We start from the raw sequence: 26,534 nt of genomic DNA on the forward strand, positions 1-26,534 counted from the left end.
AGGACCCCCTGTGAAGAAGACCCTCCTGCTCACCGCCGCCCTGCTGCCCGCCCTCGCCGCCTGCACCGTGGCGGGCGGCGCCGAGGACGGCAGGACCAAGGTCGTCGTCGGCTACCAGTCCAAGACGATCAACACCGTCACCGCCGGGACGCTCCTGCGCTCGCTCGGCTACTTCGAGAAGATCCTCGGCACGAAGTACCAGGTGGTCTGGCAGGACTACGAGTCCGGAGCGCCGATCACCGCCGAGATGATCGCAGGGAAGATCGACATCGGCTCGATGGGCGACTACCCGCTGCTGATCAACGGCTCCCGGGCCCAGGCCCAGGGCGGCGACGCCGCCACCCAGCTCGTGTCGATCACCGGCTACAACCTCAAGGGTGCCCTCAACGGCGTCGTCGTCGCCAACGGCTCCAAGGCCAGGACGCTCAGGGACCTCAAGGGCCGGGCCGTCTCGGCCAGTGTCGGCTCCGCCGGGCACGGCACGCTCGTCCAGGCGCTGAAGAGGATCGGCCTCGACGCGGGCGCGGTGCGGACGGAGAACCAGCAGCCCTCGGTCGGCGCCTCGTCCCTCCAGTCGGGCGGCGTGGCCGGGCTCGCCCAGTTCGTGGCCTGGCCGGGCCAGCTCGTCCAGGCGGGACAGGCGCGGCTGCTCTACGACGGAGGGGCGCTGGACGTCCCGACCTTCCACGGCGTCGTCGTCCGGAAGAAGTTCGCCGAGGACGGCCCCGACGTCCTGGACGCCTTCCTCAAGGCCCAGATCCAGGCCACGACCTACCTGCACGAGCACCCGGTCGAGGCGGCGGAGAGCGTCGCGAAGGAGACCGGGCTGTCGCCCGAGACCGTCTACCTCTACAACGGCCGCAACGGCATCTCCACCTTCGACGTGACGATCAAACCGGCGCAGCGGGCCGCCTTCGAGCAGGACGTGCCCTTCCTCAAGTCCATCGGTGTCCTGGACGAACCCCTGGACGTCCCCTCCTTCTTCAACGACGCGCATCTCAGGAAGGCCTACGGGACGGCCTACGACACCGACCTCGCCAGGACCTCCAACGGCGCGGCCCTTCCGGGAGATCCGGCCCTGGCGTCGGAGATCTGGTTCGAGGGCGCCGAGACCACCGAGGCCGTCGCCGACCCGGTCGCCCTGCTGAAGGCCGTCAGGGGGAAGAGGGTCCGCGCGGTCTACGTCCCCGACGCGCTCACCGGCACCCGCTGGTTCGCCGACCACAGCGTGTGGCTGAAGGACGGCGGCGCCTTCAGGCCGTTCGCCACGCGGGAGAACGCCGACGCCTACGCCTCCGCCCACCCCGGCACGGAACCGGTCACCTACGCCGAGGCGGTGGAACGGGCATGAGGGCCCTGCGCGTCGTCTCCCCGCTGGCCGCGCTCGGCCTGTGGTACCTGCTGACCGCCCACGACGTGGTGTTCTTCCTGCGCTTCGACCGTTTCCCCGGCCCCGGCGAGGTCCTCTCCGAGCTGGGCCGGCAGGTCTCCACCGGCGTCTACTGGCAGGACCTCGCCCAGAGCCTGGTCCGGATCCTCACCGGATTCCTCCTGGCCGCGGTGCTGGGCGGCCTGCTCGGCGCGGCCGTCGCCCGGTCCCGGTGGGCGGGGCACCTGCTGCTGCCGCTGTTCGAGCTGGCCCGGCCGGTCCCGGCGATCGCGCTGGTGCCCATCGCGATCCTGCTGTTCCCCGGGAACGAGCAGGGGATCGTGTTCATCACCTTCACCGCCGCGTTCTTCCCGATCCTGGTGTCGACCCGGCACGCGGTCAGGGCGCTGCCCACCGTCTGGGAGGACGCGGTGCGCACCCTGGGCGGCGGGCGGCCGCGGGTGCTGCGCAGCGTGCTGCTGCCCGGGATCCTGCCGGGGGTGTTCGGCGGGCTGTCGGTCGGGATGGGCGTCGCCTGGATCTGCCTGATCTCCGCCGAGATGATCTCCGGCCAGTTCGGGGTGGGCTACCGGACCTGGTCGTCGTACACGATCGTCGACTACCCCGGGGTGATCGTCGGGATCATCACCATCGGGCTGCTCGGCTTCCTCACCTCCGGCGCGGTCGAGCTCCTGGGCCGCCGCGCCACCCGCTGGCTCCCCTCGGAGGCCCGGTCATGACCCTGCTGCTGGACGCCGTCACCCTCGCCTACCGGGACCGTCCCGTCCTCGAAGGCGTCGATCTGGAGATCAGGACGGGCGAGATCCTCGTCATCGCCGGGGCCTCGGGCTGCGGCAAGTCGACACTGCTGCGCGCCCTCGCCGGGCTGCTGCCCGTCACGTCCGGGCGGCTGCTGGACCGAGGGGAGCCGGTGCGCGGCCCCTCCGCCGATCGGGCGCTGATGTTCCAGGACGACGCGCTGCTTCCCTGGCGCTCCGCCCGCAGGAACGTGGAGCTTCCGCTGGCCATCCGCGGGATGCCGCGGGCGGAGCGAACCTCCCGCGCCGACGAGTGGTTGGCTCGCGTCGGCCTGGCAGGTCTGGAGCTGCGGCTGCCCCGCGACCTGTCGGGCGGCCAGCGGCAGCGCGTCCAGCTCGCCCGGGTCCTGGCCGGGGGGCCGAGGGCCGTCCTGATGGACGAGCCGTTCGGCGCCCTCGACCCCCAGACCCGCCGCGAGATGCAGCGGCTGCTCGTCGAGGTCTGGAACGCCGAGACGACCGTCGTGTTCGTCACCCATGACGTCGAGGAGGCCCTGACGCTCGGCGACCGGGTCGCCGTCCTCGGCGGCGGAGGCCTCGCCGACCTGGTCGAGATCCCCCTGCCCCGCACCTCCGCCGACCCCTCGCTGCGCGCCCGTGTGCTGACCGCGCTCGGCGCCCCTGCCCTGGAGACCACCTGATGGACATCCCCGCGCTCTCCTCGCGGACCGAACTCTCCTGCGACGTGCTCGTCGTCGGCGGCGGCACCGCCGGGACCATGGCCGCGATCACCGCCGCCGAGGCCGGAGCGAACGTCCTGCTGCTGGAGAAGGCGCACGTCCGGCACTCGGGGGCGCTGGCCATGGGCATGGACGGCGTCAACAACGCCGTCATCCCCGGCATCGCCACCCCCGAGGACTACGTCGCCGAGATCACCCGCGCCAACGACGGGATCGTGAACCAGCGGACCGTCCGGCAGACCGCCACCCGCGGCTTCGCCATGGTCCAGCGGCTGGAGCGGTACGGCGTGAAGTTCGAGAAGGACGAGCACGGCGAGTACGCGGTCCGCCGGGTCCACCGCTCGGGCGCCTACGTGCTGCCGATGCCCGAGGGCAAGGACGTCAAGAAGGTCCTCTACCGGGTGCTGCGGCAGCGCCACATCCGGGAGAGGGTCAGGATCGAGAACCGGGTCATGCCGGTGCGGGTCCTCACCCACGAGGGACGCGCGGTGGGCGCCGCCGGGTTCAACACCCGCACCGGCGAGTTCGTCGTGGTCAGGGCGGGGGCGGTGGTCCTGGCGACGGGGCCGTGCGGGCGGCTCGGGCTGCCCGCCTCCGGCTACCTGTACGGGACGTACGAGAACCCGACCAACGCCGGCGACGGCTACGCGATGGCCTACCACGCCGGGGCCGAGCTCAGCGGGCTGGAGTGCTTCCAGATCAATCCGCTGATCAAGGACTACAACGGCCCCGCCTGCGCCTACGTCGCCAACCCGTTCGGTGGCTACCAGGTCAACGCCAAGGGTGAGCGGTTCGTCGACTGCGACTACTGGTCGGGGCAGATGATGGCCGAGGTCAAACGGGAGATCGACTCCGCGAACGGCCCGATCTACCTGAAGACCACCCATCTGCCCGACGAGACCCTGAGCGCGCTGGAGGGGATCCTCCACACCACCGAGCGGCCCACCCGGGGCACCTTCCACGCCGGGCGGGGGCACGACTACCGCACCCACGACATCGAGATGCACATCTCGGAGATCGGGCTGTGCGGCGGGCACTCCGCCTCGGGGGTCTGGGTCGACGAGCACGCCCGCACGACCGTCCCGGGGCTCTACGCCGCGGGCGACCTGGCCTGCGTGCCCCACAACTACATGATCGGCGCCTTCGTCTTCGGTGAGCTGGCCGGCGGGCACGCCGCGGCCCACGCCCGTCCGGGAGAGGTCGACGAGACGCAGGTCGCCGCCGCCCACGAGCTGATCTACCGGCCGCTGCGCAACCCCGACGGACCCCCGCAGCCGCAGGTCGAGTACAAGCTCCGCCGCTTCGTCAACGACTACGTCGCCCCGCCCAAGACCGGGACGAAGCTCGAGCTCGCGCTGGAGTCCTTCGTCCGGATGTCGGGGGAGATCGCGGAGATGGGCGCCAGGACCCCGCACGAGCTGATGCGCTGCGCCGAGGTCACCTTCATCCGCGACTGCGCCGAGCTCGCCGCCCGCGCCTCCCTGGTCCGCACCGAGAGCCGCTGGGGCCTCTACCACGACCGGGCCGACCTGCCCGGACGCGACGACGCCTCGTGGTTCGCCCATCTGAACGTCCGGCGCCATCCCGACGGGCACATGGAGTTCCTGCGCGTCCCGGTCGCCCCCTACCTGGTCGACGTCGAGGGCTTCGAGGTCCCGGAGGGCGTCGAGCGGGGCCTGGTGGAGACGGCGCCGTCGATGGACCACGCGGTGACCACGGCGGCCAGGACGGGCGGCGGACCCTCGGCGGCGGCCCGCTCGCCGCGCATCCTGGAGCTGCTGCGGCTGGCCGAGACGAGCCCGTCGGCCGTCGACATCGCCTCCTACCTGGCCGATCCCGACCCGAAGGTCCGGCGGGCGGCCGTCGCGACCCTCACCGAGGTCGTCCCCGAGGGCGTGGGTCCCGCGCTGACCGCCGCGCTGGCCGACCCGCACGCCTCGGTCCGGCACGCCGCCGCCACGGCGCTGCGCGAGCTCGTCGAGGTCCTGCCGCCCACGGACGATCTGCGCGACCGCCTCCACACCGCTGCCTCTGGCCCCGACGCCCAGGTGCGCGCCGCCGTCCTCGACGTCCTGCGCGCCCTGCGGCTGGCCCCCGAGGAGACCTTCCGGGCGGCCCTCTCCGACGCCGACCGCCGCGTCCGCCTCCAGGCCGTCCGGGGCCTCATCTCCCTCGACGCCCCGGTCGCCGCCGCGATCACCGACCCCTCCCGTGAGGTCCGCGTGGCGACCGCCGCGGGCGCCGACGGCCCGTCCCTGCTCGTCCTCGCCGCCGACCAGGACCCGCTGGTCCGCGCGGCGGCGTTCAAGACCGGCGCCCCGGCCCTGGCCCTCCTGGCGGCGCAGGCCCTCTCCGACCCCTCCTGGGAGGTCCGAGCGGGAGCCGCGGCGGCCACCACCGACGACACCGCCCTGGTCAAGGCCCTGTCCGACCCCCACCTGGACGTCCGCAAGGCCACCGTCATCGCCCTGTCCGCCCGCCCTCGCACCCCGGACCTCACCGAGGCGCTCACCCGGGCCCGCACCGACCCCGACGCCGACGTCCGCGCCTACGCCCGCCGCGCCCTCGAGGCGGGCTGAGCGGGTTCAGCCGAGGACGGCGACGACGAGGGTGAGGGTCACGGCGAGTTCGCACAGGGCGCCGAGGACGTCGCCGGTGACGCCGTCGAAGCGGCGGATGAGATGGCGGCGGAACAGGTCGGCCGACAGCAGGGCGACGGCCGGGGCGAGGGTGACCAGGAGGACGGTCTCGGCGTCGCGGGTCCACAGGAGCGTGACCAGGGCGGTGAGGACGAGGAGGGCCGCGGTCAGCAGGGCGGCCACCCGCAGGGGGACCGACTGGGCGACCGAGGCGCCCAGCCCGTCGGCGCGGGCGGCCCGGTTGCCGGGGGTGCACGCCCAGGCGATCGCCACCCGGCCGGCGACGGCCGCGACGATGACGACCAGGGCCTGGTGACGGGCCGAGGACAGCGCCGCGGCCTGGATCAGCAGGGTGAACAGAAGCGTGATCACGCCGAAGGGCCCGATGTCGGAGCGCTTCATCACCGCCTGGGCCTCCTCGGGCGGTTTTCCGCTGCCCAGGCCGTCGGCGACGTCGGCGAGACCGTCCAGGTGCAGGGCCCGGGTCAGGACGGCGCCGGCGGCCAGGCTGACCGCGGCGGCCAGCAGCCAGCTCGCCCCGGCCCAGCGCAGGCCGGCCCCGGTGAGGGCCTGGCAGACGCCGATGACCAGGCCGACGACGGGCGACCAGGCCATCGCCGAGGCGAAAGTGCGACGGTCGGCGTCCTCGAAACGGACGGGGAACACGCTGAGCAGGCCGAAGGCCAGGCGCAGGCCCGGGGGGATCTTCACGAGTCGAGGGTAACGCCCACTTCGGACAGGAGTCTCCCGCTCAGGGAGGCGCTGTGCGCGAGCCCGAGCCGCGTGTGGATCTCGTGGGCGGCCGCGGCGTGGGAGCGGGCGGCGTCGAGGTCGCCGATCCGCCGGGCCAGCTCGGCCAGGGTCAGCCGGGTCGACCCGTAGGACAGCACCCCCGCGCCGAACGCCGTCAGCAGATCGGCGGTCGGCAGCAGCTGCTCGTACAGGGCCCGCGGGTCGGGGATCCCGATCCTCGCCGCGACCCGGCCCCACACCACCCTGCGGATCCCGGTGGTCCAGTCGTCGGGCACCGCGCTGCCCCAGCGGGTGATCAGTTCGCGGGCGCGCCGCTCGTCGCCCGCCTCCAGGACGGCCAGCACGGTGACCGGCCGCAGCGGGTCCTCACCGGCGGACTCGGCCTCGGCGACCAGCATCTCGATCAGGTCGGGGGAGTGGCCGGGGATCTGCGACTGCATCATCAGCATCGCAGGGAACAGCCCCGGCAGCGACGCCCGCTCGTAGATCCGCCGCGTCTCCTTGACGATCGCCCTGACCTCCTCCCAGCGGCCCTGCATCAGCCGCATCGGCGCCTCGGAGATCCGGGCCATGAGCGCCAGCTCGGGACTGCGGGCCTCGGCCGCGAGCTGCGAAGCCCGCAGCAGGTCCCGTTCGAACCCCTCCACGTCGCCCAGCCGCAGCCGCAGCCCCATCCGGTGGACGTGCGCGATCGCGGCGGGTCCCGGCGGCAGCCCCGGGACGCCCAGCATCTCCCGGACGGCCGCCATCAGCCGCTCCATCCGCTCCGGCCGCCAGAACACCCGGATGTAGACGTTCAGGCTCTGCACGAGCAGCATCGGATCGTCCAGGGAGCGGGCGATGGCCTGCGCCTCGAACAGCAGTTTTTCGGCCTCGTCGCGACGGTCGCTGTAGTTCAGCTCGGCCGCCAGCGTGCCCAGCAGGACACAGCGCCGTCCGGGCGGCAGGTCCTCGGCCAGCAGCTCGCGCAGGACCGCCACCAGCTCCTCGTCGACCTGCCCGTAGGGGGTCCAGTTCCAGGTGGTGACCCCGCCGAGGATGGAGACGGCCTCCAGCAGCGTCTCGTGGTCGCCCAGCCGCCGGGCGTCGGTGATCGCCTCGCGCAGGACCGTCCGGGCGCGGCGGGTGTCGCTGGCGTCGCGCAGGGCGCCGCCGAGCCCCACCAGCAGCCCGCAGCGCCGCCCCGGATCGGCGGGGCCGAGCGCCGTCAGCGCCTTCTCCCAGTACCCGACGGCCTCGTCGTAGGCGTGCTGGGCGGCGGCCTGCCGGGCGGCCAGCACCGCGTACTCGACGGCCTTGGCCGCGCCGCCGACCCGGGAGGCCAGCCCGAAGTGGCGGGCCAGGGCGGGCAGCCGCCCCGCGCCCTCGAAGGAGGACATCGCCTCGAGAGTGAGCCCGGCCCGCAGATGGGTGCGGGCCTTGTCGACCCGGCTGAGCTGGGCGTACAGGGCGTCGCGCACCAGCGGATGGGAGAAGCGGTAGGCCAGCCCGTCCGACAGCTCGTTCAGCATGCCCGCCGCGACCGCGGGCTCCAGCCACTCCAGGACCTCCTCGCCGGGCAGGCCGCCCAGGCCCGCGAGGGTGTCGAAGGACACCTCCCGGCCCAGGACGGCCGTGCAGCGCAACAGGTGCCGGGTCGGCTCGGGCAGCCGGGCCACCCGCCGGTCGATGACCTCCCTGACCCCGTCCGGGACGCCCTCCAGCCGGTGCTCGCTGTGCAGCAGCCGGACCAGCTCGCCGAGGAAGAAGGGATTGCCGCCGGACTTCTCGTGCAGCTCTCCCGCCGCCGAGGCGTCCCGGCCGCCGAGGAAGTCGACGACCTGTTCGCGGGTGAACGGCGGCAGGTCGATGCGGTCCATCGAGTGCTCGCGGGCCAGGACGCCGAGCGTCGCGGCGAGCTGCTCGGGGTCGCCCGCCGGTTCGGGGCGGCGCAGCGTGGCCAGCAGCACGACCGGGGCGCGGCCCAGCGCGCCCGCGGCGAACGCCAGCAGCCGCAGGGACGCCGCGTCCGCCCAGTGCAGGTCCTCCAGCACGACCAGCAGCGGTTCGTCCCGGTCCGTCAGCGCCTCGACCGCGCGGGCGTGCAGGTCGAACAGCGAGCCGCCCGGGTCGGCCGCCAGCGCCCCGGCGCGCCCGAGGGCGCGCAGGACCTGCTGCCACGGCCAGAACGGGGGAGCGCCGATGTCGTCGGCGCACCGGCCCCACGCCACGGTCGTCCCCGCCGCCCCGGCCTCCTCGGCGGCGGCCTGGACGAGGCGCGACTTGCCGATCCCGCCCTCGCCCGCCACCAGGACGACCCCGCCCTCGCCGCGCCGGGCGGCCGCCAGCCGCCCGGCGATGCGGTCGAGCTGGACCGCCCGGCCCACCAGGGTCCGCGCCGGGAGCACGGGCTCGGCGGCGGGAACCCCGGCCGGATCACCGAGGTCGAGATCGCGGGACTGGGCGAACACCTGAGCTTCCAGCCGCCGCAGCTCGGGCCCCGGCTCCAGGCCCAGCTCCGTGTCGAGGAGCTCGCGGACCCGGCGCAGGGCGCCCAGCGCGTCCGCCTGGCGTCCCGAGCGGTACAGGGCCAGGACCAGCAGCCCCCACAGCCGTTCGCGGTAGGGGTGCGCGGCGACGTGCCGCTCCAGCTCGCCGACCGACTCCGCGGCCCGGCCGAGCGCCAGCCGCGCCTGGTAGCGGTGTTCCAGCGCGACGGCCCGCTGCTCCACGCACCGGGCGATCACCGGCTGGGCGAACGCCTGCCCGGCGAACTCGGCCAGCGGTTCGCCGCGCCACAGCCCGAGCGCCTCGCCGAGGACCAGGTCGGCCCGCTCCAGGCCCCCGGCCGCCAGCTCGTGCGCGCCCTGCTCGGCCAGCGACGCGAACCGCACCAGATCGACCCGCTCCGGCGCCACGGCCAGCAGGTAGCCGGGATCGCGGGTGACCAGCACCGACGGCGGGGTCCGCGGCGCCCTGCCCGGCTCCAGCAGCCGTCTGAGCTGCGACACATACGCCTGGAGGGTGCCGGTGGCGCTGGCCGGCGCCTCGTCGGCCCACAGCTCGTCGACGAGCCGGTCGACCGGGACGACCTGCCCCGGCTCCAGCGCCAGCAGGGTCAGGACGGCCCGCTGCTTGGGAGTGGTCAGCGCGGTGGTGCGGTCACCGAGCGAGGCGACCTCGACCGGCCCGAAGAGCCGGAAGGCCAGATCAGCTTCCAAGTAAGGGGCCCTCACTGCTCGAACGTCTCTCAGCGGGATCGTACGGCCGCCGCGACCCCGGCCCAAGCCCCCGTCCGCAGTGCGGACAGCCCCCTAGAGCGTGTGGACCCGTCCCGCGACGATCAGGGCGACCTCCTCCGACTCCGCGGCCAGGAGCTGGTTGAGCGAGCCCAGGAGATCGCGGAACAGCCGTCCGGACGGGGTCCGCGGCACCAGCGCCATGCCGACCTCGTCGGTGACGGCCACGACCGTCCCGGCGGCCTGCCGCCACGCCTCGGTGAGCTCGTCGAAGCAGGGGCGGACCGCGGCGGGGTCCTCCCAGGCCGCGCGGGCGTCCATGACGGCCGCCAGCCAGGTGCCGAGCCCGTCGACGAGCACGGCCCCGCCCGTGCCGCGCAGGACTCCGGCCAGGTCGGTGGTCTCGATCGTCCGCCAGGCCGGCGGACGCCGCGCCCGGTGCTCGCCGACCCGCCGCGCCCACTCCGGATCCCCGGCGGAGGGCACCGGGCCGGTCGCCACATAGGTGACCTCGGGCTCGGCCAGCAGCCGCAGCTCGGCCTCGGCCGACTTCCCCGACCGCGAGCCGCCCAGCAGCAGCGTCCGGTGCGGGCCCGGCCTCGACGCGCCCCAGAATCCCAGGCGCCGGGCCAGCTCGGCCTCCGAGCGCACCCGGTCGTCCACATGGACCGCGTGCACCTCCGTGGCCGGTCCGACGGCCCCCGACCTGCGCAACAGGCCCAGATGGGCGGGATCGGCGAGCACGTCGAAGACCACCGCGTCGTAGACGGCGCCGGGGGCGGGCTCGGGGGCCGTCCCAGGGAGCCCGTAGAGGACCCTGCCGCCGCCCGGCGCGCGCACGTCCAGGCCGCCCGGCACCTCGCCGGACGGGCAGTCGCCGAGCAGGACGCCGTCCAGAAGGACCCGGGTGGGCGCGTGGGGGAGCGGCAGGAACGCGCACGAGGCGCACCGGCAGCCGGAAACGGGCCACCCGCGCGGTGACGCATCACCTTCGATCACGATATGCATGGTGGACACAACTCTGTGAATGGCAAGATCTCGTGGGCGGAGACGTCGCACGGGTCGAGGGGAGTCTGGCTGACATGGCGTGGATCTGGCGGTACGAGAAGGCCGACGGGACGGTGATCCCGGCCGCGAGCCTGCCGGCCCCGTATGACCAGCCCGAATACCAGACCACCCAGGCCGATGCGGAGAGCTGGGTCGGCGAGAACTGGCGCGGGCTCGCGGACGCGGGCGTCGCCCAGGTGTTCCTGCTGGACGACGACCGCGTGGCCTACGGCCCCCTCGCGCTCAAGCTGGAGGAGACCCCGAAGGCGGCCTCCTAGGGCCGGGTCCGAGGGGACTGGGTGGCGGCGGGGTCGCGCAGGACCACGTCGCCGAGGATCTCGTCGATCCGCTTCAGCAGGTCCTCTTCCAGCTTGACGCCCGACGCCTTCACGTTGTCCTTGACCTGGGACGGCCGGGAGGCGCCGACGATGGCCGCGGCGACGTTCGGGTTCTGCAGCACCCAGGCGACGGCGAGCTGGGCCATCGTCAGGCCCGCCTCGGCGGCGAGCGGCTTCAGCTCCTGCACCCTGGCGAGGATGTCGTCCTGGAGCCAGGCCTTGACGAAGTCGGCGCCGCTCTTGTCGTCGGTGGCGCGCGAGCCCGCGGGCGGCGGCTGCCCCGGCAGGTACTTGCCGGTCAGGACGCCCTGGGCGATCGGCGACCAGACGATCTGGCTGATCCCCTCCTTCTGCGAGAGGGGGATCACCTCGGCCTCGGGCACCCGGTAGAGCATCGAGTACTGGGGCTGGCTGGAGATGATCCGGTCGAAGCCCCGCTCCTCGGCGATCTTGAGGGCCGCGGAGATCTCCTCGGCCCGCCACTCCGAGACGCCGATGTAGAGGGCCTTGCCCTGCCGGACGACGTCCTCGAAGGCCCGGAGGGTCTCCTCCAGCGGCGTCTCGTGGTCGTAGCGGTGCGCCTGGTAGAGGTCGACGTAGTCGGTGCCGAGGCGGCGCAGGGAGCCGTTGATCGACTCCATGATGTGCTTGCGGGACAGGCCGCGGTCGTTCGGGCCGGAGCCGGTGGGCCAGTAGACCTTGGTGAAGATCTCCAGCCCCTCGCGGCGCCGCCCCTTCAGCGCCCGGCCGAGGACCTCCTCGGCGCGGGTGCCCGCGTAGACGTCCGCGGTGTCGAAGGTCGTGATGCCCTCGTCGAGGGCGGCGTGCACGCACTCGCGCGCGGCGTCCTCCTCGACCTGGGAACCATGGGTGATCCAGTTGCCGTAGGCGATCTCAGAGATCTTCAGACCGCTGCGGCCGAGGTAGCGAAACTCCATGATTCCGATCCTAGGACCGGACGGTCAGACCCGGTCCTTCTGGCCCATGTGCATCACCGGGGTGGGGATGCGCAGGCGGCGGAGCTGGAGGGAGCGCGTGGCGGCGTACAGGCCGACGCCCTTGAGGTCCTCGTCCGGGTAACGCTCGGCCGCGAGCTTCTTCACCTTGCGGGCGATGATCAGGCTCTCGGTCAGGACGACGGCCAGCAGCACCGGCGGAATGAGCAGGGTCGCCAGCGCGAGAATCGGAATGCGCACGAAACTCGCCGCCACCACGATCAACATGATGAACATGAGGTACTGGCCGGCCGTGCGGCGCGAGTCGACGTAATCGCGGGCCAGTTTGCGAACGGGCCCCTGGTCGCGCTTGGGCAGGAATTTACTGTCGCCCTTGGCCATGCCCTCACGGGCTTTGACCCGCTGCTGCGCCTGCCGCTCGCGGACCCGCTTGTAGGCCTCTTTGCGGTCGCGCGGGGCGGTCACCAGCTGGTTGCGCCGGAGCTTCTCAGCCTCGCTGCGCTTGGGCGTGGCACGGCCCTTCCCGCCCTCTTTGGTGACCGCATCTTCGGCGGTCTCGGCGGGATTCTCATTGCTGCGGCGTCCGAACACATGCGAAGGATATTCGAAACGCCGAGCGAGGGGGTACTTGAAACGTCGCAGGAACCTCATGGCTCCGCCGTGCGTCAAGAGCGTAGGGTGAGAAAGCAGCTCGTTTGGCTGCCCGGGGCCTGAAACTCGAGCAGCGACATCAGGAAGGGACGTCCGCGCCGCGATGAGCGTCATGAAGCGAATGTCAATGATCTTCAAGTCCAAGGCGAACAACGCGCTGGACAAGCTTGAGGACCCGCGCGAGACCCTCGACTACTCCTACCAGCGGCAGCTCGAGATGCTTCAGAAGGTCCGCCGCGGAGTCGCGGACGTGGCCACCTCGCGCAAGCGCCTCGAGCTCCAGATCGCCCGGATCGAGGGCGACCACAACAAGCTGACCAACCAGGGCAAGCAGGCCCTCCAGGTGGGCCGCGAGGACCTGGCGCGCGCCGCGCTGGAGCGCCGCGCCGGCCTGGACGCCCAGCTCGGTGACCTGCGCGTCCAGTACCAGCAGCTCCAGGGCGAGGAGGAGAAGCTCACCCTCGCCGCCCAGCGGCTGCAGGCCAAGGTCGACGCCTTCCGCACCCGCAAGGAGACGATCAAGGCGACGTACACGGCCGCCGAGGCGCAGACCCGGATCAACGAGGCCTTCACCGGCATCTCCGAGGAGATGGGCGACGTCGGCCTGGCGATCCAGCGGGCCGAGGACAAGACCGCCCAGCTCCAGGCCAGGGCCGGGGCCATCGACGAGCTGCTGGAGTCCGGCGCGCTCGAGGACTTCTCCGGTCCGCGCGACGACATCCAGGCCGAGCTGAACCGCATGGGCGCCACCACGGGCGTCGAGCTGGAGCTGGAACGCCTCAAGGCCGAGCTCGGCCAGGGCCCCGCGCCCAAGCAGCTCGACCCGGGCGCGTCCCCGCAGGGGCAGGCCCAGCCGCAGGCACAGCCGAACAACCAGCAGTACCCGCAGGGGAGCTGACAGATGATCGTCCGGATCATGGGGGAGGGGCAGGTCCAGATCGGCCCCGAGGAACTGCCCGGCCTGAACAAGCTCGACGACTCGCTGGAGTCGGCGATCGAGACGGGCGACGAGCAGGCCTTCCGCGACGCCCTGAGCGCGCTGCTCGCATCCGTGCGCTCGGTGGGCACGCCGCTGGCCGCCGACAGCCTGGAGCCCTCCGACCTGGTCCTGCCGCCCGCGGACGCGGCCATGGACGAGGTCAAGGCCATGCTCGGCGACGAAGGGCTCATCCCGGACTGATCACTCTCCTGACCGAGCCGCTATTGGACGGCCTGCGGAAGACCTTTGCCGCCGCATCCGGGCCGTCCGTCGAACGCGCTGCTGAGATCCCCCTCGGAAGATCATTGTTTCCGAGGGGGATCTTGTCATGCGCGGAAGAACGCTCACGGTCGCGGCGGCGGCGTCACTGGCCCTGCTGACCGGCGGTCCGGCCCACGCGCTCGCCTCGCTTCAGGCCCACGCGCCGTCGCAGGCCGAGCACGACACCGTCAGCGTGGACGGCGAGGGCAGCGTGACCGTCACGCCGAACATCATGAACCTGAACGCGGGCGTGGAGCTGCGGCGCGCGACCGTGGGGGAGGCCTACGACGCCGCCGGCGAGGCCGCCACCGAGATCATCGACGTGCTGACCGCGCAGGGCGTGGCCAGGAAGGACATCGCGACCGCGGAACTGTCGGTGCAGCCGGAGTACGTCAAGGACGGCTACCCGCGGATCGAGGGATACCGGGCGTCGGAGGGGGTCCACGCGGTCGTCCGGGACCTGAAGAAGGCCTCGGAGGTGCTCAAGGCCGTCGCGAAGACCGGCGACGACGTGCGGATCGATTCGATCTCCTTCGACAAGGACGACTGGTCCGAGGAGACCGCCGCCGCCCAGACGATCGCCTTCAGGGCGGCCGAGGCCAGGGCCAGGCGGCTCGCGAAGCTGGGCCACCGCAGGCTCGGCAGGCTCCTCGAGGCCTCGATGCGCACCGTCGACCCCATCCCGGCCCACTCCATCGCGGCCCCGAAGGCCGCGATCACGGCCGACGCCGTCAAGATCGAGCCGGGCGAGGGCGTCTCCCGGGTGACCGTCCACCTGGTCTACGCCCTCGCCTGAGGCCCTACGGCAGGGCCAGCATCTGGTCGAGCGCCACCCGGGCGTAGTGCGCGGTGTCCTCGTCGACGACGATCTGGTTCGGGACCTCGCCCCTGACCAGCGACTCCAGGGTCCACACGAGGTGGGGGAGGTCGATCCGGTTCATGGTCGAGCAGAAGCAGACCGTCTTCTCGAGGAACATCACGTTCTTGTCCGGGTGCGCGTTCTTCAGGCGCTGCACCAGGTTGAGCTCGGTGCCGATGGCCCAGGACGAGCCGGGCTCGGCGGCGTCGAGCTTCTTGATGATGTACTCGGTCGACCCGACGTGGTCGGCGGCCGTCACGACCTCGTTCCTGCACTCGGGGTGGACCAGCACGTTGACGCCGGGGACCCGCTCGCGGACCTCGTTCACCGCGTCGATCGAGAAGCGGCCGTGCACCGAGCAGTGGCCCTTCCACAGGATCATCTTGGCGTTCTTGAGCTGGTCGTCGGTCAGCCCGCCGTTCGGCCGGTTCGGGTTGTAGACGACGCAGTCCTCGAGGCCGTACCCCATCTCCAGGACGGCCGTGTTGCGGCCCAGGTGCTGGTCGGGCAGGAACAGGACCTGCTCGCCCTGTTCGAAGGCCCAGTCCAGCGCCCGCTTGGCGTTGGAGGAGGTGCACACGACCCCGCCGCGGCGGCCGACGAACGCCTTGATGTCGGCGGAGGAGTTCATGTAGGTCACCGGGACGACGCGGTCGGCGATGCCGAGGTCCTCCAGGGTGTCCCAGCAGTCCTCGACCTGGTTGAACGTCGCCATGTCGGCCATCGAGCAGCCGGCGGCCAGGTCGGGAAGGATCACCTTCTGGTCGGCGCCGGTGAGGATGTCGGCGGACTCCGCCATGAAGTGGACGCCGCAGAACACGATGTAGGGCGCGTCGGGGCGGGCGGCGGCGTCCTTGGCCAGCTTGAACGAGTCGCCGGTCACATCGGCGAACTGGATGACCTCGTCGCGCTGGTAGTGGTGGCCGAGCACGAAGACCTTGCCGCCGAGCGCCTCCTTGGCGGCCTTGGCACGTGCCACCAGGTCCGGATCGGATGCGGCCGGAAGGTCTCCGGGGCAGTCCACACCGCGCTCGCTGGCGGGGTCGGTGCCCTGCCCGAGGAACAGCAGAGGGAGATCTATCTGGGTCGTCACGGGGGGCTCCTTTTCCCTGCGACGGGGACTTATCGTCGCTTTGACGATTCCCATGTAAGCACATACCGGACCCTCCTCAGCACCCCGCCCCCGGCGTGACGTGTGGCACGATGGAAAAACCCTGCGGTTGCGGGGAAGAACACGCAGGCCGGGTACGTTGTCTGAACTAGCAGACTCATAGCCCCGATCCGGGAGTGGATTTAACATGACGGAGACCAGCACTCAGCAGGGCATCATCCTGACTGACGCCGCTGCGGAGAAGGTCAAGGCCCTGCTCGAGCAGGAGGGCCGTGACGATCTCGCCCTGCGCGTCGCGGTGCAGCCCGGCGGCTGCTCCGGCCTGATCTACCAGCTGTTCTTCGACGAGCGCTCGCTCGACGGAGACGTCACCTTCGACTTCGGCGGCGTGACCGTCGTCACGGACCGCATGAGCGCGCCCTACCTCGGCGGCGCCCAGGTCGACTTCGTCGACACGATCGAGAAGCAGGGCTTCACGATCGACAACCCGAACGCGACGGGATCGTGCGCCTGCGGCGACAGCTTCAGCTAGACCGTTACGGGTCCACTCGGGCCTGTACAACGCGATCAGGGCCGGTGCAGAGTAATCTGTGCTGGCCCTGTTGCATTTCCGGCCTGTTGAGTGACCTCACTTCAGCCGTCTTCCTAGGAGATCACCCGCCGTGCGCATCGCCGTGACTGGCTCCATCGCGACCGACAACCTGATGACCTTCCCGGGCCGGTTCGCCGACCAGCTCATCGCCGACCAGCTCGACCAGGTATCGCTGTCCTTCCTGGTGGACGAGATGGAGATCCGCCGCGGCGGCTGCGCGGCGAACATCGCCTTCGGCCTCGGGCTCTTCGGCCAGAGCCCCGTCCTGGTCGGCGCCGTCGGCAAGGACTTCGACGACTACCGCTCCTGGCTGGAGCGCCACGGCGTCGACTGCTCGGGCGTCCACATCTCGGAGTTCAAGCACACCGCGCGCTTCCTGTGCACGACCGACTCCGACCACAACCAGATCGCCTCGTTCTACGCGGGCGCGATGGCCGAGGCCCGCGAGATCGAGCTCGGCCCGCTCGGCGACCTCGACCTGGTCCTGGTCTCGCCGAACGACCCCGACGCGATGGTCCGCCACACCGAGGAGGCCCGCCAGCGCGGGATCGCCTTCGCCGCCGACCCCTCCCAGCAGCTCGCCCGCATGGAGGGCGACGCCGTCCGCACCCTCCTCGACGGCGCCGCCTACCTGTTCTGCAACGAGTACGAGAAGGCCCTCTGCGAGCAGAAGACCGGCTGGTCCGAGCAGGAGATCCTCGAGCACGTCGGCATCCGCGTCACGACCCTCGGCGCCAAGGGCGCGGTCATCGACCGCAAGGGCCAGGAGGGCCTCCACATCCCGGCCGCCCCGGAGATCGTCAAGGTCGAGCCGACCGGTGTCGGCGACGCCTTCCGCGCCGGCTTCCTGGCGGCCGTCTCCCTCGGTCTCACCCTCGAGCGCGCCGCCCAGGTCGGCAACCTCATCGCCGCCCACGCCCTGGAGACCCCCGGCGGCCAGGACTACACCCTCAACAAGCCCGCCTTCCTCACCCGCCTCGCCGAGGCCTACGGCGACGAGGCCGCCACCGACCTCAAGCCCCACCTCTCCTAGAGGGCGAGCGCCGGACACCGGCAGGGGTTCGTCCCCCTGCCGGTGTCCGCCGCCCGGCTCAGGAGCCGAGCCCGCAGCCGCAGAAGATCCCGAAGTGCATGGCCAGGCCCGCCCGGCAGGGCGCCGCGCGCCAGAACACCGTCAGCGCCTCGATCACGAGCAGGCCGCGCCCGCCCGGCAGCGGCTCCATCGTCACCGGCGGGTTCTCGCTCCTCAGCGCCGCCAGCTCGGCCGCGTTGGGCTCAGGCGTCTCCACCCGGTCGGCGGCACACGCTCCGAGCTGCTGCAGCATTCCCAGGACCATCCCGCCCCTGTGCGTGATCTCCAGGTGGACGGCACCCTCCCCGCCGTAGCGGGCGGCGTTGCCCATCAGCTCGGACATGACGAGCCGGGCGTCGTCCGAGCCTCCGCAGTCCTTGCCCAGCACGGTCGCCGTGAAGGCCCGCGCGAAGGAGGCCCAGCGCTCCTCGGGGCCCGTCCAGGCCGACGCCGTCAGGCACCCCTCCTCGACCGCCCGCATCATCACGGTCCGCGTGGGCCCCTCGGCGAGGCCGTCTCTCACGTCCATTCGGCGTATCCGTTCTTCTGGGGATTTCCGCCCAAGGTAGATACGGAGCGCGTACGGTCGGTGACAAGCGCTGGCTCGTGAGCGCATTTCTCTCATGCGCTCATTCAGAGCTCACAGGACGGTCACGTACCCCGACGTGAGGATCCCATGCCGAACCGGAAGCCCACTCCAGAGACCCAGGCGTTTGGTGAGGAGGTCGCCCGGCACCGCAAGCTGGCTGAACTTTCCCGTGCGCAACTGGCCGCACTCGTCACCGTCACAACCTCTTACGTGGGCATCGTCGAGACGGGTGTGACCCGATGCAGGTACGACTTCGCGCAGAGACTCGACCTCGCGCTCGGGACCGGAACGGTTCTGGCCGACGCGTGGAATGACCTGCTACGAGGTACCAACTACCCGCAGTACTTCGTGGACTTCACGAAGGCCGAGCATGTCGCGGCGATCATCCGCACCTATCAATGCATGCTCGTCTACGGCCTCCTGCAGACCGAGGGCTACGCGAGGGCTCTGCTCCTGAACGATTCCTCCGTCGAGGCGAGGATGACGCGCCAGCACATCATCACCCGCGAGGATCCGTTGCCGCCGAAGCTCTATGTCCTGCTGGACGAGTCCGTCCTCTACCGGCAGGTCGGGGATCGCAGTGTCATGCGTGAGCAACTCCGGCATCTGACGACCGTGGGGAATGATCGCCTGATCGTCCAGGTCGTTCCGCAGGATCGCTACTACGGCGCCCCGGGGTCCTTCGTCATCGCGACACCACCGGGCGGGGGCAAGGACGTCGCCTATCTGGCAAACCTCACCGGCGGCCACACATCGAGCGAACCGGCCGATATCTTGGGGGCGGTGCAAGCGTTCACAGACCTGCAAGCGCATGCGCTCTCAGTGGGCGCCACTCGTGACTTGATCGGGAAGGTTGTGGAAGAGCGATGGATGGGCTGACCTGGCGTAAGGCGAGTCACAGCAGCCAGCACGGTGACGATTGCGTCGAGCTCGCGGCACTGCCCGGTGCTGTGGCCGTCCGGGATTCCAAGCATCCGGACGGAGCGCGCCTGGCTCTCAGCCGACGCGCCCTCGGAGGCCTGGCCAGGGGGGTCCGTGCGGGGCGTCAAGGCGCTCAAAGCGTCTGACCGGCTCTGCTGGACAGGCTCCCGCTCCGGACGGATGATTGCGGTATGTCGCTGAAGAGCGGTTCCGGGCCGGAAACCAGGCGAGTTGTCGGCGTCGTGCTGGGGGCGTTGATGTTCGACCTCGCCGCCGCCTGCGGCGGGGTGGTCGTGGCCATGTTGATGGACTTTCGGATGGTTCAGGCGATCGTGACGTCGCAGGTGCTGGCGTTCGTCGTGGCCGGGATCTTCGTGGCGTGCAGGGCAGAGTTCGATCCGCCCGAGGACTACGGGCCGTCCGACGAACCGGGGCTGCAGGAGCTGAGCCGGTACCGCTAGGGACGGGCCCGGTGGCCCGTCCGCCGGGCGGGCGATCGCCCGGCTGGGTCAGTAGTCGCGCTTGATGTGGAAGGACCAGCCCTGGGGGAGGGTCTCCTCGCGGACGAAGGTCTGGGACTTCATGCGGCACCAGGCGGGGATGTCGGTGCGGGCGGCCACGTCGTCGGCCTGCACGGCGATGATCGCGCCGAGGGGGACCTCGCGGATCCGCTCGGCCAGCATGATGATCGGGATGGGGCACTTGCGGCCGAGGGCGTCCAGGACGAGGGCCGCGGGCGGGAAGGACGGGGCCTGCGGGGCTTCGGGCTGGGGTGGGGCCGCGGGCCGGCGGCGGCGGAAGCCCTTCATCGGGGGGTCCCTTCTGTGCTCGTCACGCCTGCGCTGCGGCGGAGTCGGGTGACCGCGTCCGGGAGGACCGCGAGGAAACGGTCGAGGTCGGCGGCGTTGGTCCCACGGGGCAGCGATACCCGGACGTTCCCGTGCGTAATCACGCCCATCGCCTCCAGTACGTGGCTCGGTCGTAGCGTATCGGCCGTGCAGGAGCTTCCCGAGGAAACCTCGAAACCCAGCCGGTCCAGCTCGGTGATGATCGCCTCGCCCTCGACGTAGAGGCAGGAGAAGGTCAGCAGATGCGGGAGCCGCCGGACGGGGTCGCCGACGATCTCGACGTCGAGGATGGTCTGCGGGATACGGGAACGCATGTGGTCGATCAGCGCGGACAGGCGCGGGCCGTCGGCCGCCGACTCACCGGAGAACGCCTCGAGCGCCGCGGCGGCCGCCGAGATCGCCGGGACGTTCTCGAACCCCGGTACCCGGCGCCCCTCCCGCTCGTCCTCGGGCAGGGGGGTCTTCCACCGCGTCCCCTTGCGGACGACCAGGAGCCCCACCCCGGGCGGCCCGCCCCACTTGTGCGCGCTGGCCGTCAGGATCGACCAGCCGCCGGGCAGCGGGACCCGGCCGACGGACTGGGCGGCGTCGACCAGCAGCGGGACCCGCGCCGCCCGGCACGCCGCGGCGGCCTCGTCCACCGGCTGGACGGTGCCGACCTCGTGGTTGGCCGACTGGAGACAGGCCAGCGCGGTGTCCGGGCGCAGGGCCGCGGCGAACTCCTCCGCGGAGACCCGGCCGTAGAGGTCGACGCCGACGGTCGTGACACGCCCGCCGTCCCGCTCGAACTGCTCGGCCACGTGCAGGACGGAGGAGTGCTCGACCGCCGAGACGATCAGATGGCGCCCCACCCGGCGCCGGGCGTTCAGGGCCCCCAGCATCCCCAGCTGGACGGCCTGGGTCCCCGACGTGGTGAACGCCACCTCATCCGGACGAACCCCTACAACTCCGGCAATACGCGCACGTGCCTGATCTAGTAGCATCCTGGCCCGTCGTCCCGATCCGTACAGACGCGCCGGATCCGCCCACCCGCTCTCGTAGGCCGAAAGCAGCGCCGAACGGGCGGCTGGATGCAAGGGTTCGGTAGAGGCGGCGTCGAAGTAAGGCACAACACGACACTAACGGGGGTCCCGGAGGAGACTCCTGGGACACCCGCGCTAATGTGTGCTCCACACGTGGGAAATATTGAATTGCAGCCGCCCGGGGAGCTCCCGGGCTTCATCCGTGGGGAAGGCAATCCGTGAGTCCGACCCGCTCAACTGAGCGGCGTACGCCATCGCGTGGCCGCAGAGCGCTCACCAGAGCGTCCGCGCTGGCGCTGCTGGCGCTGTCCGCCACAGCTTGCGACGCTGAAGAAGCAAAGCGCATCGGGTTCCCCGAGCCCGCCACCGAGCAGGCCAAGCGCATGCTCACTCTGTGGCAGGGCTCGTGGATCGCCGCGCTGATCGTCGGCGGCGTCGTCTGGGGCCTGATCATCTGGGCCGTGCTGTTCCACCGCAAGCGCAAGGGCGACGAGTCGCTCCCGCTCCAGGTGCGTTACAACCTGCCGCTCGAGATGCTCTACACCGCCGTGCCGTTCATCATCATCGGTGTCCTCTTCTTCTACACCGCTCGCGACGAGACCTACGTCGAGAAGCGCGTGAACGAGAAGGCGGACGTCACGGTGGACGTGATCGCCTACCAGTGGAGCTGGCAGTTCGACTACCTCGGCGACCAGTTCAAGAAGGCCGACGGCAAGCCGATCAGCATCGTCGGCACGCCCACCGAGCCCGACGCCCCCGGCGGCACCGGCAACGGTGAGAAGCCCGTGCTGGTGATCCCGGTCGGCAAGGTCGTGCACTTCAACCTCAAGTCGAACAACGTCATCCACTCGTTCTGGGTTCCCGCGTTCCTCTACAAGAAGGACGTCATGCCGGGATACGTCAACCAGTTCGAGGTGAAGCCGACCAAGGTCGGTCTCTACGAGGGACGCTGCGCCGAGCTGTGCGGTGAGTCGCACGCCCGCATGCTGTTCCAGGTGAAGGTCGTCCCGCAGGCCGAGTTCGACCAGTTCGTCAACGCGAACAAGACCGGGGGCGTCCAGTGACCGCAACCGCGATCCCGGCCGCGCCGCACCACGCCGCGCCGCCCCGCACCAGCAAGGGCCGCCTGGTCGTCAACTGGATGACCTCGACCGACCACAAGGTCATCGGGTACCTGTACCTGATCACCTCGTTCTGCTTCTTCCTGATCGGCGGCATCATGGCGCTGATCATGCGGGCGGAGCTGTACAACCCCGGTCTCGACCTGGTCAGCCGCGAGCAGTTCAACCAGCTGTTCACCATGCACGGCACGATCATGCTGCTGATGTTCGCGACCCCGCTGTTCGCGGGCTTCGCCAACGTCATCATGCCGCTCCAGATCGGCTCGCCCGACGTGGCGTTCCCGCGCATGAACATGCTGGCCTACTGGTTCTACCTGTTCGGCTCGCTGATCGTCGTCGCGGCGTTCTTCACCCCGGACGGCGCCGCCAGCTTCGGCTGGTTCGCCTACGCCCCGCTGTCGGACTCGGTGCACTCGCCCGGCGTCGGCGGCGACATGTGGGTCATCGGCCTGACGCTCTCGGGTCTGGGCACGATCCTCGGTGGTGTCAACTTCATCACCACGATCCTGTGCATGCGCGCGCCCGGCATGACGATGTTCCGCATGCCGATCTTCGTGTGGAACGTCCTGCTGACCTCGATCCTGGTCCTGCTGGCCTTCCCCGTCCTCGCCGCCGCGCTGCTGGCGCTCGAGGCCGACCGCAAGTTCGGCGCGCACGTCTTCGACGCCGAGAACGGCGGGGCGCTGCTCTGGCAGCACCTGTTCTGGTTCTTCGGCCACCCCGAGGTGTACATCCTCGCGCTGCCGTTCTTCGGCATCGTGACGGAGATCCTGCCGGTCTTCAGCCGCAAGCCGGTCTTCGGCTACATCGGCCTGGTCGGCGCGACCATCACCATCGCGGGCCTGTCCATCACGGTGTGGGCGCACCACATGTTCGTGACGGGCCAGGTGCTCCTGCCGTTCTTCTCCTTCATGACGTTCCTCATCGCCGTTCCCACGGGCGTGAAGTTCTTCAACTGGGTCGGCACGATCTGGAAGGGCCATCTGTCCTTCGAGACGCCGATGCTCTGGTCGATCGGCTTCCTGGTCACCTTCCTGTTCGGTGGCCTGACGGGCGTCATCCTGGCCTCGCCGCCGATGGACTTCCAGCTCTCCGACAGCTACTTCGTCGTGGCGCACTTCCACTACGTGGTCTTCGGCACCGTCGTGTTCGCGATGTTCGCCGGCTTCTACTTCTGGTGGCCCAAGTTCACGGGCAAGCGCCTGAACGAGTTCTGGGGCAAGATCCACTTCTGGCTGCTGTTCATCGGCTTCCACGGCACGTTCCTCGTCCAGCACTGGCTGGGCGCCGAGGGCATGCCCCGCCGGTACGCGGACTACGCCAAGGTCTTCACCGGCCTGAACGAGTTCTCGACGATCTTCTCGTTCATCCTCGGCGCCTCGCTGCTGCCGTTCTTCTACAACATCTACATCACGTGGAAGAAGGGCACCATGGTCGGCGTCGACGACCCGTGGGGCTTCGGCATGTCGCTGGAGTGGGCCACCTCGTGCCCGCCGCCGCGGCACAACTTCAACTCGATCCCGCGGATCCGCTCGGAGCGTCCGGCGTTCGACCTGCACCACGGTCCGGACGGCACGGGGCTCGCCCAGAGCGCCCCGGGGCTCGGCACCCTCAGCACGAAGAAGCTGGAGGCCTGAGGCGATGCGCGTACAGGCATGGATGTTCTACGGATGCGGCGTCTTCTTCCTCATCACCGACATCTGCTACTGGATCTTCTCCGGTGACTGGACGGGCACGACCGCCATGGCCATGGCCATCGGTCTCGCGTTCATGATCGGCGGTTACATCCACTTCACCGTCAACCGGCTGGAGGCCGCCTCCGGCAGGCTCCTGCCGGAGGACGACAAGCAGGGCGACATCGCCGACGCCGCCGGCGAGCAGGGCTTCTTCAGCCCGCACTCCTGGTGGCCGCTGTTCGTCGCCCTCTCGGCGGCGGGCGTCTGCCTCGGCCTCGTGTTCGGCTGGTGGCTCGTGATCCTGTCGGTCGCGTGCCTCATCCTGTGCACGATCGGTTTCGTCTTCGAGTACTACCGGGGCCAGTTCGTCTAGGCCTTGGTAACGGACTCATCGAGGGCCGGTGTTCTCCCCGCGGGAGAACACCGGCCCTCGTCATACTTGTCCCTGTGTCACGGGACGCTCACCGATTGATGTTTCCCGGTGAGACGAGCGGGGGATCCCAGGATCCAGGAGAGCTTGATCATCTAGCTCTCCGTGGGTCTTCGGGGGCCCGGATGGGACGACACACGGGGGAGGTCACGGTGCAGGTCAACCGCGCCGGTAAGAGGAAGATCGCGGTCGGGATGACGGCCGCGCCGGTGCTGGCGGCCGCGTTTCTCACGGGCTGCTCCAGCGAGGTGACGGACCCGCCGGACGCCGCGGTCCTCATCTCGCCCAAGAACGCCTCGGGTTCGGTGAAGCCGGACACCCCCATCACCGTGAAGGCCTCCAAGGGCCGTCTGCAGAACGTCACGGTCGTCTCCAAGAACGGGGTCGTCGAGGGCGTCCTGGCCGCCGACGGGGCGTCCTGGCAGTCGCGCTGGCCGCTCGACCCGGCCACCTCCTACTCGGTGACGGCCACCGCGTTCGGCACGGACGGGCAGACCGAGACCGCGGCCGCCTCCTTCAAGACGATCAAGCCGAAGAAGACGACGCCGACCACGGTCCTGTTCCCCAAGCCGGGGGAGACCGTCGGCGTCGGGATGCCGATCAAGCTGCACTTCGACAAGGCCGTCACCAACAGGGCCGGCGTCGAGCGGGCGCTGGAGGTGCGCTCGACCAAGCCGGTCGAGGGGGCCTGGCACTGGTTCGACAGCCAGAACGTCGTCTTCCGCACCAAGGACTACTGGCCGTCGCACACGAAGGTGCGCGTGGTCGGGCACACCACCGGCGTGCGGTTCTCCAAGAACGTGTACGGCGACAAGAACGTCGACCTGAACTTCAGGATCGGCGACCGGATCGTCACCAAGGGCAGCGCCCGCACCCACCACATCACGGTGAAGCGCGAGGGCCAGAAGGCCCGCAGGTTCCCCGTCAGCATGGGCATGGGCGGCAGCCGGAAGTACACCACGACGAGCGGCAACCACCTGAGCATGGAGAAGGAGTACATGACGATCATGACTTCTCCCGGCATCGGGCCCGGCAGCCCCGGCTACTACAGCCAGAACGTCTACTGGACCGTCCGGATCTCCGACAGCGGCGAGTACCTGCACAGCGCGCCCTGGTCGACGGGCTCGCAGGGCAACTCCAACGTCAGCCACGGCTGCGTGAACATGTCGCCGTCCGCCGCCCGCTGGTTCAACAAGATCAGCCACCGGGGCGACCCGATCAACATCACCGGCACCAGCCGGCAGCTCGAGACCGAGAACGGCTGGGGCTACTGGCAGCTCGACTGGAAGCAGTGGGTGAAGGGCAGCAAGGCCAAGTCCGTCACCACCAGCTCGCTGACCGGCGAGCTCCCCAAGCCCGCCGCGCCGACGACCTCGACCACGGCGGTCAAGCAGCCCGTCAAGCCGATGACGCGGGAGACCGTCAAGAGCTGACGCCTGCTCGACGACGAAAGGGGCGGAGCCGATCGGCTCCGCCCCTTTCGTCATGTTCCGCGGCGCCGGAGCGCCCGATCCGCGCTCAGGCGGTCTTGAGCGCCTGTGAGACGGTCGCCCAGCGGGTCAGCAGCGCCGCTCCGGCACCGGAGTCGATCGCCTCGCCCGCGCGCTCGTAGGCGGTCTTGAGGGCCGGGACGAGCTCCGCGGCGTCCGGGGCGCCCTCGTCGGCGACCAGGGCGGCCGCGGCGTTGAGGCGGACCATGTCGCGGACGGGGCCCTGCTCGCCCGCCAGGACCCGGCGCACGACGTCGGCGTTGAAGGCCGCGTCGGCCCCCTTGAGGTCCTCATGGGTGGAGCGGGGGATGCCCAGCTCGGCCGGGTCGAAGACGGTCTGGGACACGGCCCCGTCCCGGACGGCCCAGACGTGCGAGGGGCCGGTCGTGCTCAGCTCGTCGAGGCCGTCGTCGCCCCGGAAGACCAGCGCCGAGCAGCCCCGCTCGGCGAACACCCCGGCCACGACCGGGGCCATCCGCTCGTTGAAGACGCCGACGGCCAGCGCGCGCGGCCGGGTCGGGTTGGTCAGCGGGCCGAGGAAGTTGAAGACCGTCGGCGTGCCGAGCTCGCGGCGTACCCCCAGGGAGTGCCGGGTCGCCGGATGGTAGATCGGGGCGAACAGGAAGCCGATCCCGCACTCCTCGATCACCCGGACGGTCTTGTCCGGCGGCAGGTCGATCGCGACGCCCAGCTCCTCGAGCACGTCGGCGGTGCCGCAGGCCGAGGAGGCGGCCCGGTTGCCGTGCTTGGCCATCCGGGCGCCCGCGGCGGCGGCGACGATCGCGCCCATGGTCGAGAAGTTCACCGTGTGCGCCCGGTCGCCGCCGGTCCCGACCAGGTCGACGAGGTCGCCCTCGACGGTGATCGGGGTCGCGTTGGCGACCATCCCCGCGGCGATGCCGGCGACCTCGGAGACGGTCTCGCCCTTGGCCCGCAGCGCGATCGCGAAGCCGGCGATCTGGGCGTCGGTCGCGGCCCCGGCCATGATCTGATTCATCGCCCAGGAGGACTCCTCCTCCGACAGGTCACTCCCGTCGAGGAGGGCGTTCAGCAGTGCGGGCCAGGTCGTCCGGGCACTCACGTCTTGTGACTTC

The 26,534-nt window shown here is 70.9% G+C and carries 27 protein-coding genes; 17 read left to right on the plus strand and 10 right to left on the minus strand.

The features are described 5' to 3' along the window. The first annotated feature begins 10 nt into the window (after positions 1–10). The 4 genes from ABD785_RS18690 to ABD785_RS18705 are packed head-to-tail and all read left to right on the plus strand — an operon-like array spanning position 11 to position 5,446. Complete coding sequence (locus ABD785_RS18690) at positions 11–1,351, plus strand: ABC transporter substrate-binding protein (protein ID WP_344829697.1); 1,341 nt, start codon at positions 11–13, stop codon at positions 1,349–1,351. Then, the gene (locus ABD785_RS18695) at positions 1,348–2,109 is read left to right on the plus strand and encodes an ABC transporter permease (RefSeq protein ID WP_344829700.1); all 762 of its coding nucleotides are present in this window, start codon (positions 1,348–1,350) and stop codon (positions 2,107–2,109) included. The genes ABD785_RS18690 and ABD785_RS18695 overlap by 4 nt, the downstream gene beginning before the upstream one ends. Then, positions 2,106–2,828 carry an ABC transporter ATP-binding protein gene (locus ABD785_RS18700; RefSeq protein ID WP_344829703.1) on the plus strand — a complete coding sequence of 241 codons (723 nt, stop codon included), beginning with the start codon at positions 2,106–2,108 and terminating at the stop codon, positions 2,826–2,828. Before ABD785_RS18695 ends, ABD785_RS18700 begins: the two co-directional genes overlap by 4 nt. Beyond that, positions 2,828–5,446 carry a fumarate reductase/succinate dehydrogenase flavoprotein subunit gene (locus ABD785_RS18705; RefSeq protein ID WP_344829706.1) on the plus strand — a complete coding sequence of 873 codons (2,619 nt, stop codon included), beginning with the start codon at positions 2,828–2,830 and terminating at the stop codon, positions 5,444–5,446. Before ABD785_RS18700 ends, ABD785_RS18705 begins: the two co-directional genes overlap by 1 nt. A 6-nt stretch (positions 5,447–5,452) precedes the next feature. Here ABD785_RS18705 and ABD785_RS18710 read toward each other — a convergent pair whose 3' ends face one another. The 3 genes from ABD785_RS18710 to ABD785_RS18720 form a co-directional block, all read right to left on the minus strand. Next, complete coding sequence (locus tag ABD785_RS18710; RefSeq protein WP_344829710.1) at positions 5,453–6,217, minus strand: adenosylcobinamide-GDP ribazoletransferase; 765 nt, start codon at positions 6,215–6,217, stop codon at positions 5,453–5,455. Further along, positions 6,214–9,459, minus strand: coding sequence for an ATP-binding protein (locus ABD785_RS18715; protein WP_344829713.1), 3,246 nt, complete (start codon positions 9,457–9,459; stop codon positions 6,214–6,216). The genes ABD785_RS18710 and ABD785_RS18715 overlap by 4 nt, the downstream gene beginning before the upstream one ends. Before the next feature lie 93 nt (positions 9,460–9,552). Next, a complete protein-coding gene (locus ABD785_RS18720; RefSeq protein ID WP_344830132.1) occupies positions 9,553–10,485 on the minus strand; it encodes a bifunctional adenosylcobinamide kinase/adenosylcobinamide-phosphate guanylyltransferase in 933 nt (310 codons plus the stop codon). A gap of 74 nt (positions 10,486–10,559) precedes the next feature. Between ABD785_RS18720 and ABD785_RS18725 the strand changes: the two genes are divergently transcribed. Then, on the plus strand, positions 10,560–10,802 hold the full coding sequence (locus tag ABD785_RS18725; protein WP_344829715.1) for a hypothetical protein: 243 nt from the start codon (positions 10,560–10,562) through the stop codon (positions 10,800–10,802). On the opposite strand, the gene ABD785_RS18730 is transcribed toward ABD785_RS18725, so the two are convergent. Then, positions 10,799–11,800 carry an aldo/keto reductase family protein gene (locus ABD785_RS18730; RefSeq protein WP_344829718.1) on the minus strand — a complete coding sequence of 334 codons (1,002 nt, stop codon included), beginning with the start codon at positions 11,798–11,800 and terminating at the stop codon, positions 10,799–10,801. The two genes, ABD785_RS18725 and ABD785_RS18730, sit on opposite strands and share 4 nt — an antisense overlap. Positions 11,801–11,824: 24 nt before the next feature. Next, positions 11,825–12,409 (minus strand): DUF3043 domain-containing protein, encoded by a 585-nt coding sequence (locus tag ABD785_RS18735; protein ID WP_344829721.1) that lies wholly within the window; start codon positions 12,407–12,409, stop codon positions 11,825–11,827. A gap of 163 nt (positions 12,410–12,572) precedes the next feature. Here ABD785_RS18735 and ABD785_RS18740 point away from each other — a divergent pair, with 163 nt between their 5' ends. The 3 genes from ABD785_RS18740 (at position 12,573) to ABD785_RS18750 (ending at position 14,505) form a co-directional block, all read left to right on the plus strand. Further along, positions 12,573–13,367 carry a PspA/IM30 family protein gene (locus ABD785_RS18740; protein ID WP_344829727.1) on the plus strand — a complete coding sequence of 265 codons (795 nt, stop codon included), beginning with the start codon at positions 12,573–12,575 and terminating at the stop codon, positions 13,365–13,367. Between the two features lie 3 nt (positions 13,368–13,370). Further along, positions 13,371–13,649, plus strand: coding sequence for a PspA-associated protein PspAA (pspAA, locus tag ABD785_RS18745; RefSeq protein WP_344829730.1), 279 nt, complete (start codon positions 13,371–13,373; stop codon positions 13,647–13,649). Between the two features lie 127 nt (positions 13,650–13,776). Beyond that, complete coding sequence (locus ABD785_RS18750) at positions 13,777–14,505, plus strand: SIMPL domain-containing protein (RefSeq protein WP_344829733.1); 729 nt, start codon at positions 13,777–13,779, stop codon at positions 14,503–14,505. A 4-nt stretch (positions 14,506–14,509) separates the two neighbouring features. Here ABD785_RS18750 and nadA read toward each other — a convergent pair whose 3' ends face one another. Beyond that, positions 14,510–15,661, minus strand: a complete 1,152-nt coding sequence (gene nadA, locus ABD785_RS18755; protein WP_344829736.1) for a quinolinate synthase NadA — start codon at positions 15,659–15,661, stop codon at positions 14,510–14,512. A 205-nt stretch (positions 15,662–15,866) separates the two neighbouring features. On the opposite strand from nadA, the gene erpA reads away from it, so the two are divergent. Both erpA and ABD785_RS18765 read left to right on the plus strand, forming a co-directional pair. After that, the gene (gene erpA, locus ABD785_RS18760; RefSeq protein ID WP_344829738.1) at positions 15,867–16,211 is read left to right on the plus strand and encodes an iron-sulfur cluster insertion protein ErpA; all 345 of its coding nucleotides are present in this window, start codon (positions 15,867–15,869) and stop codon (positions 16,209–16,211) included. 130 nt (positions 16,212–16,341) lie between these two features. Further along, entirely contained in the window at positions 16,342–17,304 is a 963-nt protein-coding gene (locus ABD785_RS18765; RefSeq protein ID WP_344829741.1) for a carbohydrate kinase family protein, read from the plus strand. Between the two features lie 58 nt (positions 17,305–17,362). Here the strand turns inward: ABD785_RS18765 and ABD785_RS18770 are convergent, their stop codons facing one another. Beyond that, complete coding sequence (locus tag ABD785_RS18770; RefSeq protein WP_344829744.1) at positions 17,363–17,872, minus strand: ATP-binding protein; 510 nt, start codon at positions 17,870–17,872, stop codon at positions 17,363–17,365. 147 nt (positions 17,873–18,019) lie between these two features. On the opposite strand from ABD785_RS18770, the gene ABD785_RS18775 reads away from it, so the two are divergent. Genes ABD785_RS18775 through ABD785_RS18785 form a run of 3 tightly spaced genes read left to right on the plus strand, consistent with a single transcriptional unit; the run spans position 18,020 to position 19,314 of the window. Then, a complete protein-coding gene (locus ABD785_RS18775) occupies positions 18,020–18,811 on the plus strand; it encodes a helix-turn-helix domain-containing protein (RefSeq protein ID WP_344829747.1) in 792 nt (263 codons plus the stop codon). Next, the gene (locus ABD785_RS18780) at positions 18,799–18,999 is read left to right on the plus strand and encodes a DUF397 domain-containing protein (RefSeq protein WP_344829750.1); all 201 of its coding nucleotides are present in this window, start codon (positions 18,799–18,801) and stop codon (positions 18,997–18,999) included. Before ABD785_RS18775 ends, ABD785_RS18780 begins: the two co-directional genes overlap by 13 nt. A 45-nt stretch (positions 19,000–19,044) precedes the next feature. Continuing rightward, on the plus strand, positions 19,045–19,314 hold the full coding sequence (locus ABD785_RS18785) for a hypothetical protein (protein WP_344829753.1): 270 nt from the start codon (positions 19,045–19,047) through the stop codon (positions 19,312–19,314). Between the two features lie 48 nt (positions 19,315–19,362). On the opposite strand, the gene ABD785_RS18790 is transcribed toward ABD785_RS18785, so the two are convergent. Together ABD785_RS18790 and ABD785_RS18795 are read right to left on the minus strand one after the other, a co-directional pair. Next, entirely contained in the window at positions 19,363–19,662 is a 300-nt protein-coding gene (locus tag ABD785_RS18790) for a sulfurtransferase TusA family protein (RefSeq protein WP_344829756.1), read from the minus strand. Then, entirely contained in the window at positions 19,659–20,810 is a 1,152-nt protein-coding gene (locus ABD785_RS18795; RefSeq protein WP_344829759.1) for a cysteine desulfurase family protein, read from the minus strand. Before ABD785_RS18795 ends, ABD785_RS18790 begins: the two co-directional genes overlap by 4 nt. Positions 20,811–20,941: 131 nt before the next feature. Here ABD785_RS18795 and ctaC point away from each other — a divergent pair, with 131 nt between their 5' ends. The 4 genes from ctaC (at position 20,942) to ABD785_RS18815 (ending at position 25,383) form a co-directional block, all read left to right on the plus strand. After that, positions 20,942–21,787, plus strand: coding sequence for an aa3-type cytochrome oxidase subunit II (gene ctaC / locus ABD785_RS18800; RefSeq protein WP_344829761.1), 846 nt, complete (start codon positions 20,942–20,944; stop codon positions 21,785–21,787). After that, a complete protein-coding gene (gene ctaD / locus ABD785_RS18805; protein ID WP_486303548.1) occupies positions 21,784–23,481 on the plus strand; it encodes an aa3-type cytochrome oxidase subunit I in 1,698 nt (565 codons plus the stop codon). The genes ctaC and ctaD overlap by 4 nt, the downstream gene beginning before the upstream one ends. 4 nt (positions 23,482–23,485) lie before the next feature. Continuing rightward, entirely contained in the window at positions 23,486–23,893 is a 408-nt protein-coding gene (locus ABD785_RS18810; RefSeq protein WP_344829763.1) for a cytochrome c oxidase subunit 4, read from the plus strand. Positions 23,894–24,075: 182 nt separating this feature from the next. Next, entirely contained in the window at positions 24,076–25,383 is a 1,308-nt protein-coding gene (locus ABD785_RS18815; protein ID WP_344829766.1) for a L,D-transpeptidase, read from the plus strand. Between the two features lie 85 nt (positions 25,384–25,468). Here ABD785_RS18815 and trpD read toward each other — a convergent pair whose 3' ends face one another. Further along, positions 25,469–26,521, minus strand: coding sequence for an anthranilate phosphoribosyltransferase (trpD, locus tag ABD785_RS18820; protein ID WP_344829769.1), 1,053 nt, complete (start codon positions 26,519–26,521; stop codon positions 25,469–25,471). Positions 26,522–26,534 lie beyond the last annotated feature (13 nt).

Origin of the sequence: Actinocorallia longicatena, assembly GCF_039534125.1 — a bacterium.
GTDB lineage: Bacteria > Actinomycetota > Actinomycetes > Streptosporangiales > Streptosporangiaceae > Actinocorallia > Actinocorallia longicatena.

What these genes read in the sequence shown, in the direction of transcription:
- ABD785_RS18750 (WP_344829733.1), top strand. Translation starts at nt 13,777, where the DNA reads ATGCGCGGAAGAACGCTCACGGTCGCGGCGGCGGCGTCACTGGCCCTG.
- ABD785_RS18720 (WP_344830132.1), bottom strand. Translation starts at nt 10,485, where the DNA reads ATGCATATCGTGATCGAAGGTGATGCGTCACCGCGCGGGTGGCCCGTT.
- ABD785_RS18815 (WP_344829766.1), top strand. Translation starts at nt 24,076, where the DNA reads ATGGGACGACACACGGGGGAGGTCACGGTGCAGGTCAACCGCGCCGGT.
- ABD785_RS18775 (WP_344829747.1), top strand. Translation starts at nt 18,020, where the DNA reads ATGCCGAACCGGAAGCCCACTCCAGAGACCCAGGCGTTTGGTGAGGAG.
- pspAA (WP_344829730.1), top strand. Translation starts at nt 13,371, where the DNA reads ATGATCGTCCGGATCATGGGGGAGGGGCAGGTCCAGATCGGCCCCGAG.
- ABD785_RS18785 (WP_344829753.1), top strand. Translation starts at nt 19,045, where the DNA reads ATGTCGCTGAAGAGCGGTTCCGGGCCGGAAACCAGGCGAGTTGTCGGC.
- ABD785_RS18725 (WP_344829715.1), top strand. Translation starts at nt 10,560, where the DNA reads ATGGCGTGGATCTGGCGGTACGAGAAGGCCGACGGGACGGTGATCCCG.
- erpA (WP_344829738.1), top strand. Translation starts at nt 15,867, where the DNA reads ATGACGGAGACCAGCACTCAGCAGGGCATCATCCTGACTGACGCCGCT.
- ABD785_RS18705 (WP_344829706.1), top strand. Translation starts at nt 2,828, where the DNA reads ATGGACATCCCCGCGCTCTCCTCGCGGACCGAACTCTCCTGCGACGTG.
- ABD785_RS18695 (WP_344829700.1), top strand. Translation starts at nt 1,348, where the DNA reads ATGAGGGCCCTGCGCGTCGTCTCCCCGCTGGCCGCGCTCGGCCTGTGG.
- ABD785_RS18770 (WP_344829744.1), bottom strand. Translation starts at nt 17,872, where the DNA reads ATGGACGTGAGAGACGGCCTCGCCGAGGGGCCCACGCGGACCGTGATG.
- ABD785_RS18730 (WP_344829718.1), bottom strand. Translation starts at nt 11,800, where the DNA reads ATGGAGTTTCGCTACCTCGGCCGCAGCGGTCTGAAGATCTCTGAGATC.
- ABD785_RS18740 (WP_344829727.1), top strand. Translation starts at nt 12,573, where the DNA reads ATGAGCGTCATGAAGCGAATGTCAATGATCTTCAAGTCCAAGGCGAAC.
- ABD785_RS18700 (WP_344829703.1), top strand. Translation starts at nt 2,106, where the DNA reads ATGACCCTGCTGCTGGACGCCGTCACCCTCGCCTACCGGGACCGTCCC.
- ABD785_RS18810 (WP_344829763.1), top strand. Translation starts at nt 23,486, where the DNA reads ATGCGCGTACAGGCATGGATGTTCTACGGATGCGGCGTCTTCTTCCTC.
- ABD785_RS18780 (WP_344829750.1), top strand. Translation starts at nt 18,799, where the DNA reads ATGGATGGGCTGACCTGGCGTAAGGCGAGTCACAGCAGCCAGCACGGT.
- ABD785_RS18790 (WP_344829756.1), bottom strand. Translation starts at nt 19,662, where the DNA reads ATGAAGGGCTTCCGCCGCCGCCGGCCCGCGGCCCCACCCCAGCCCGAA.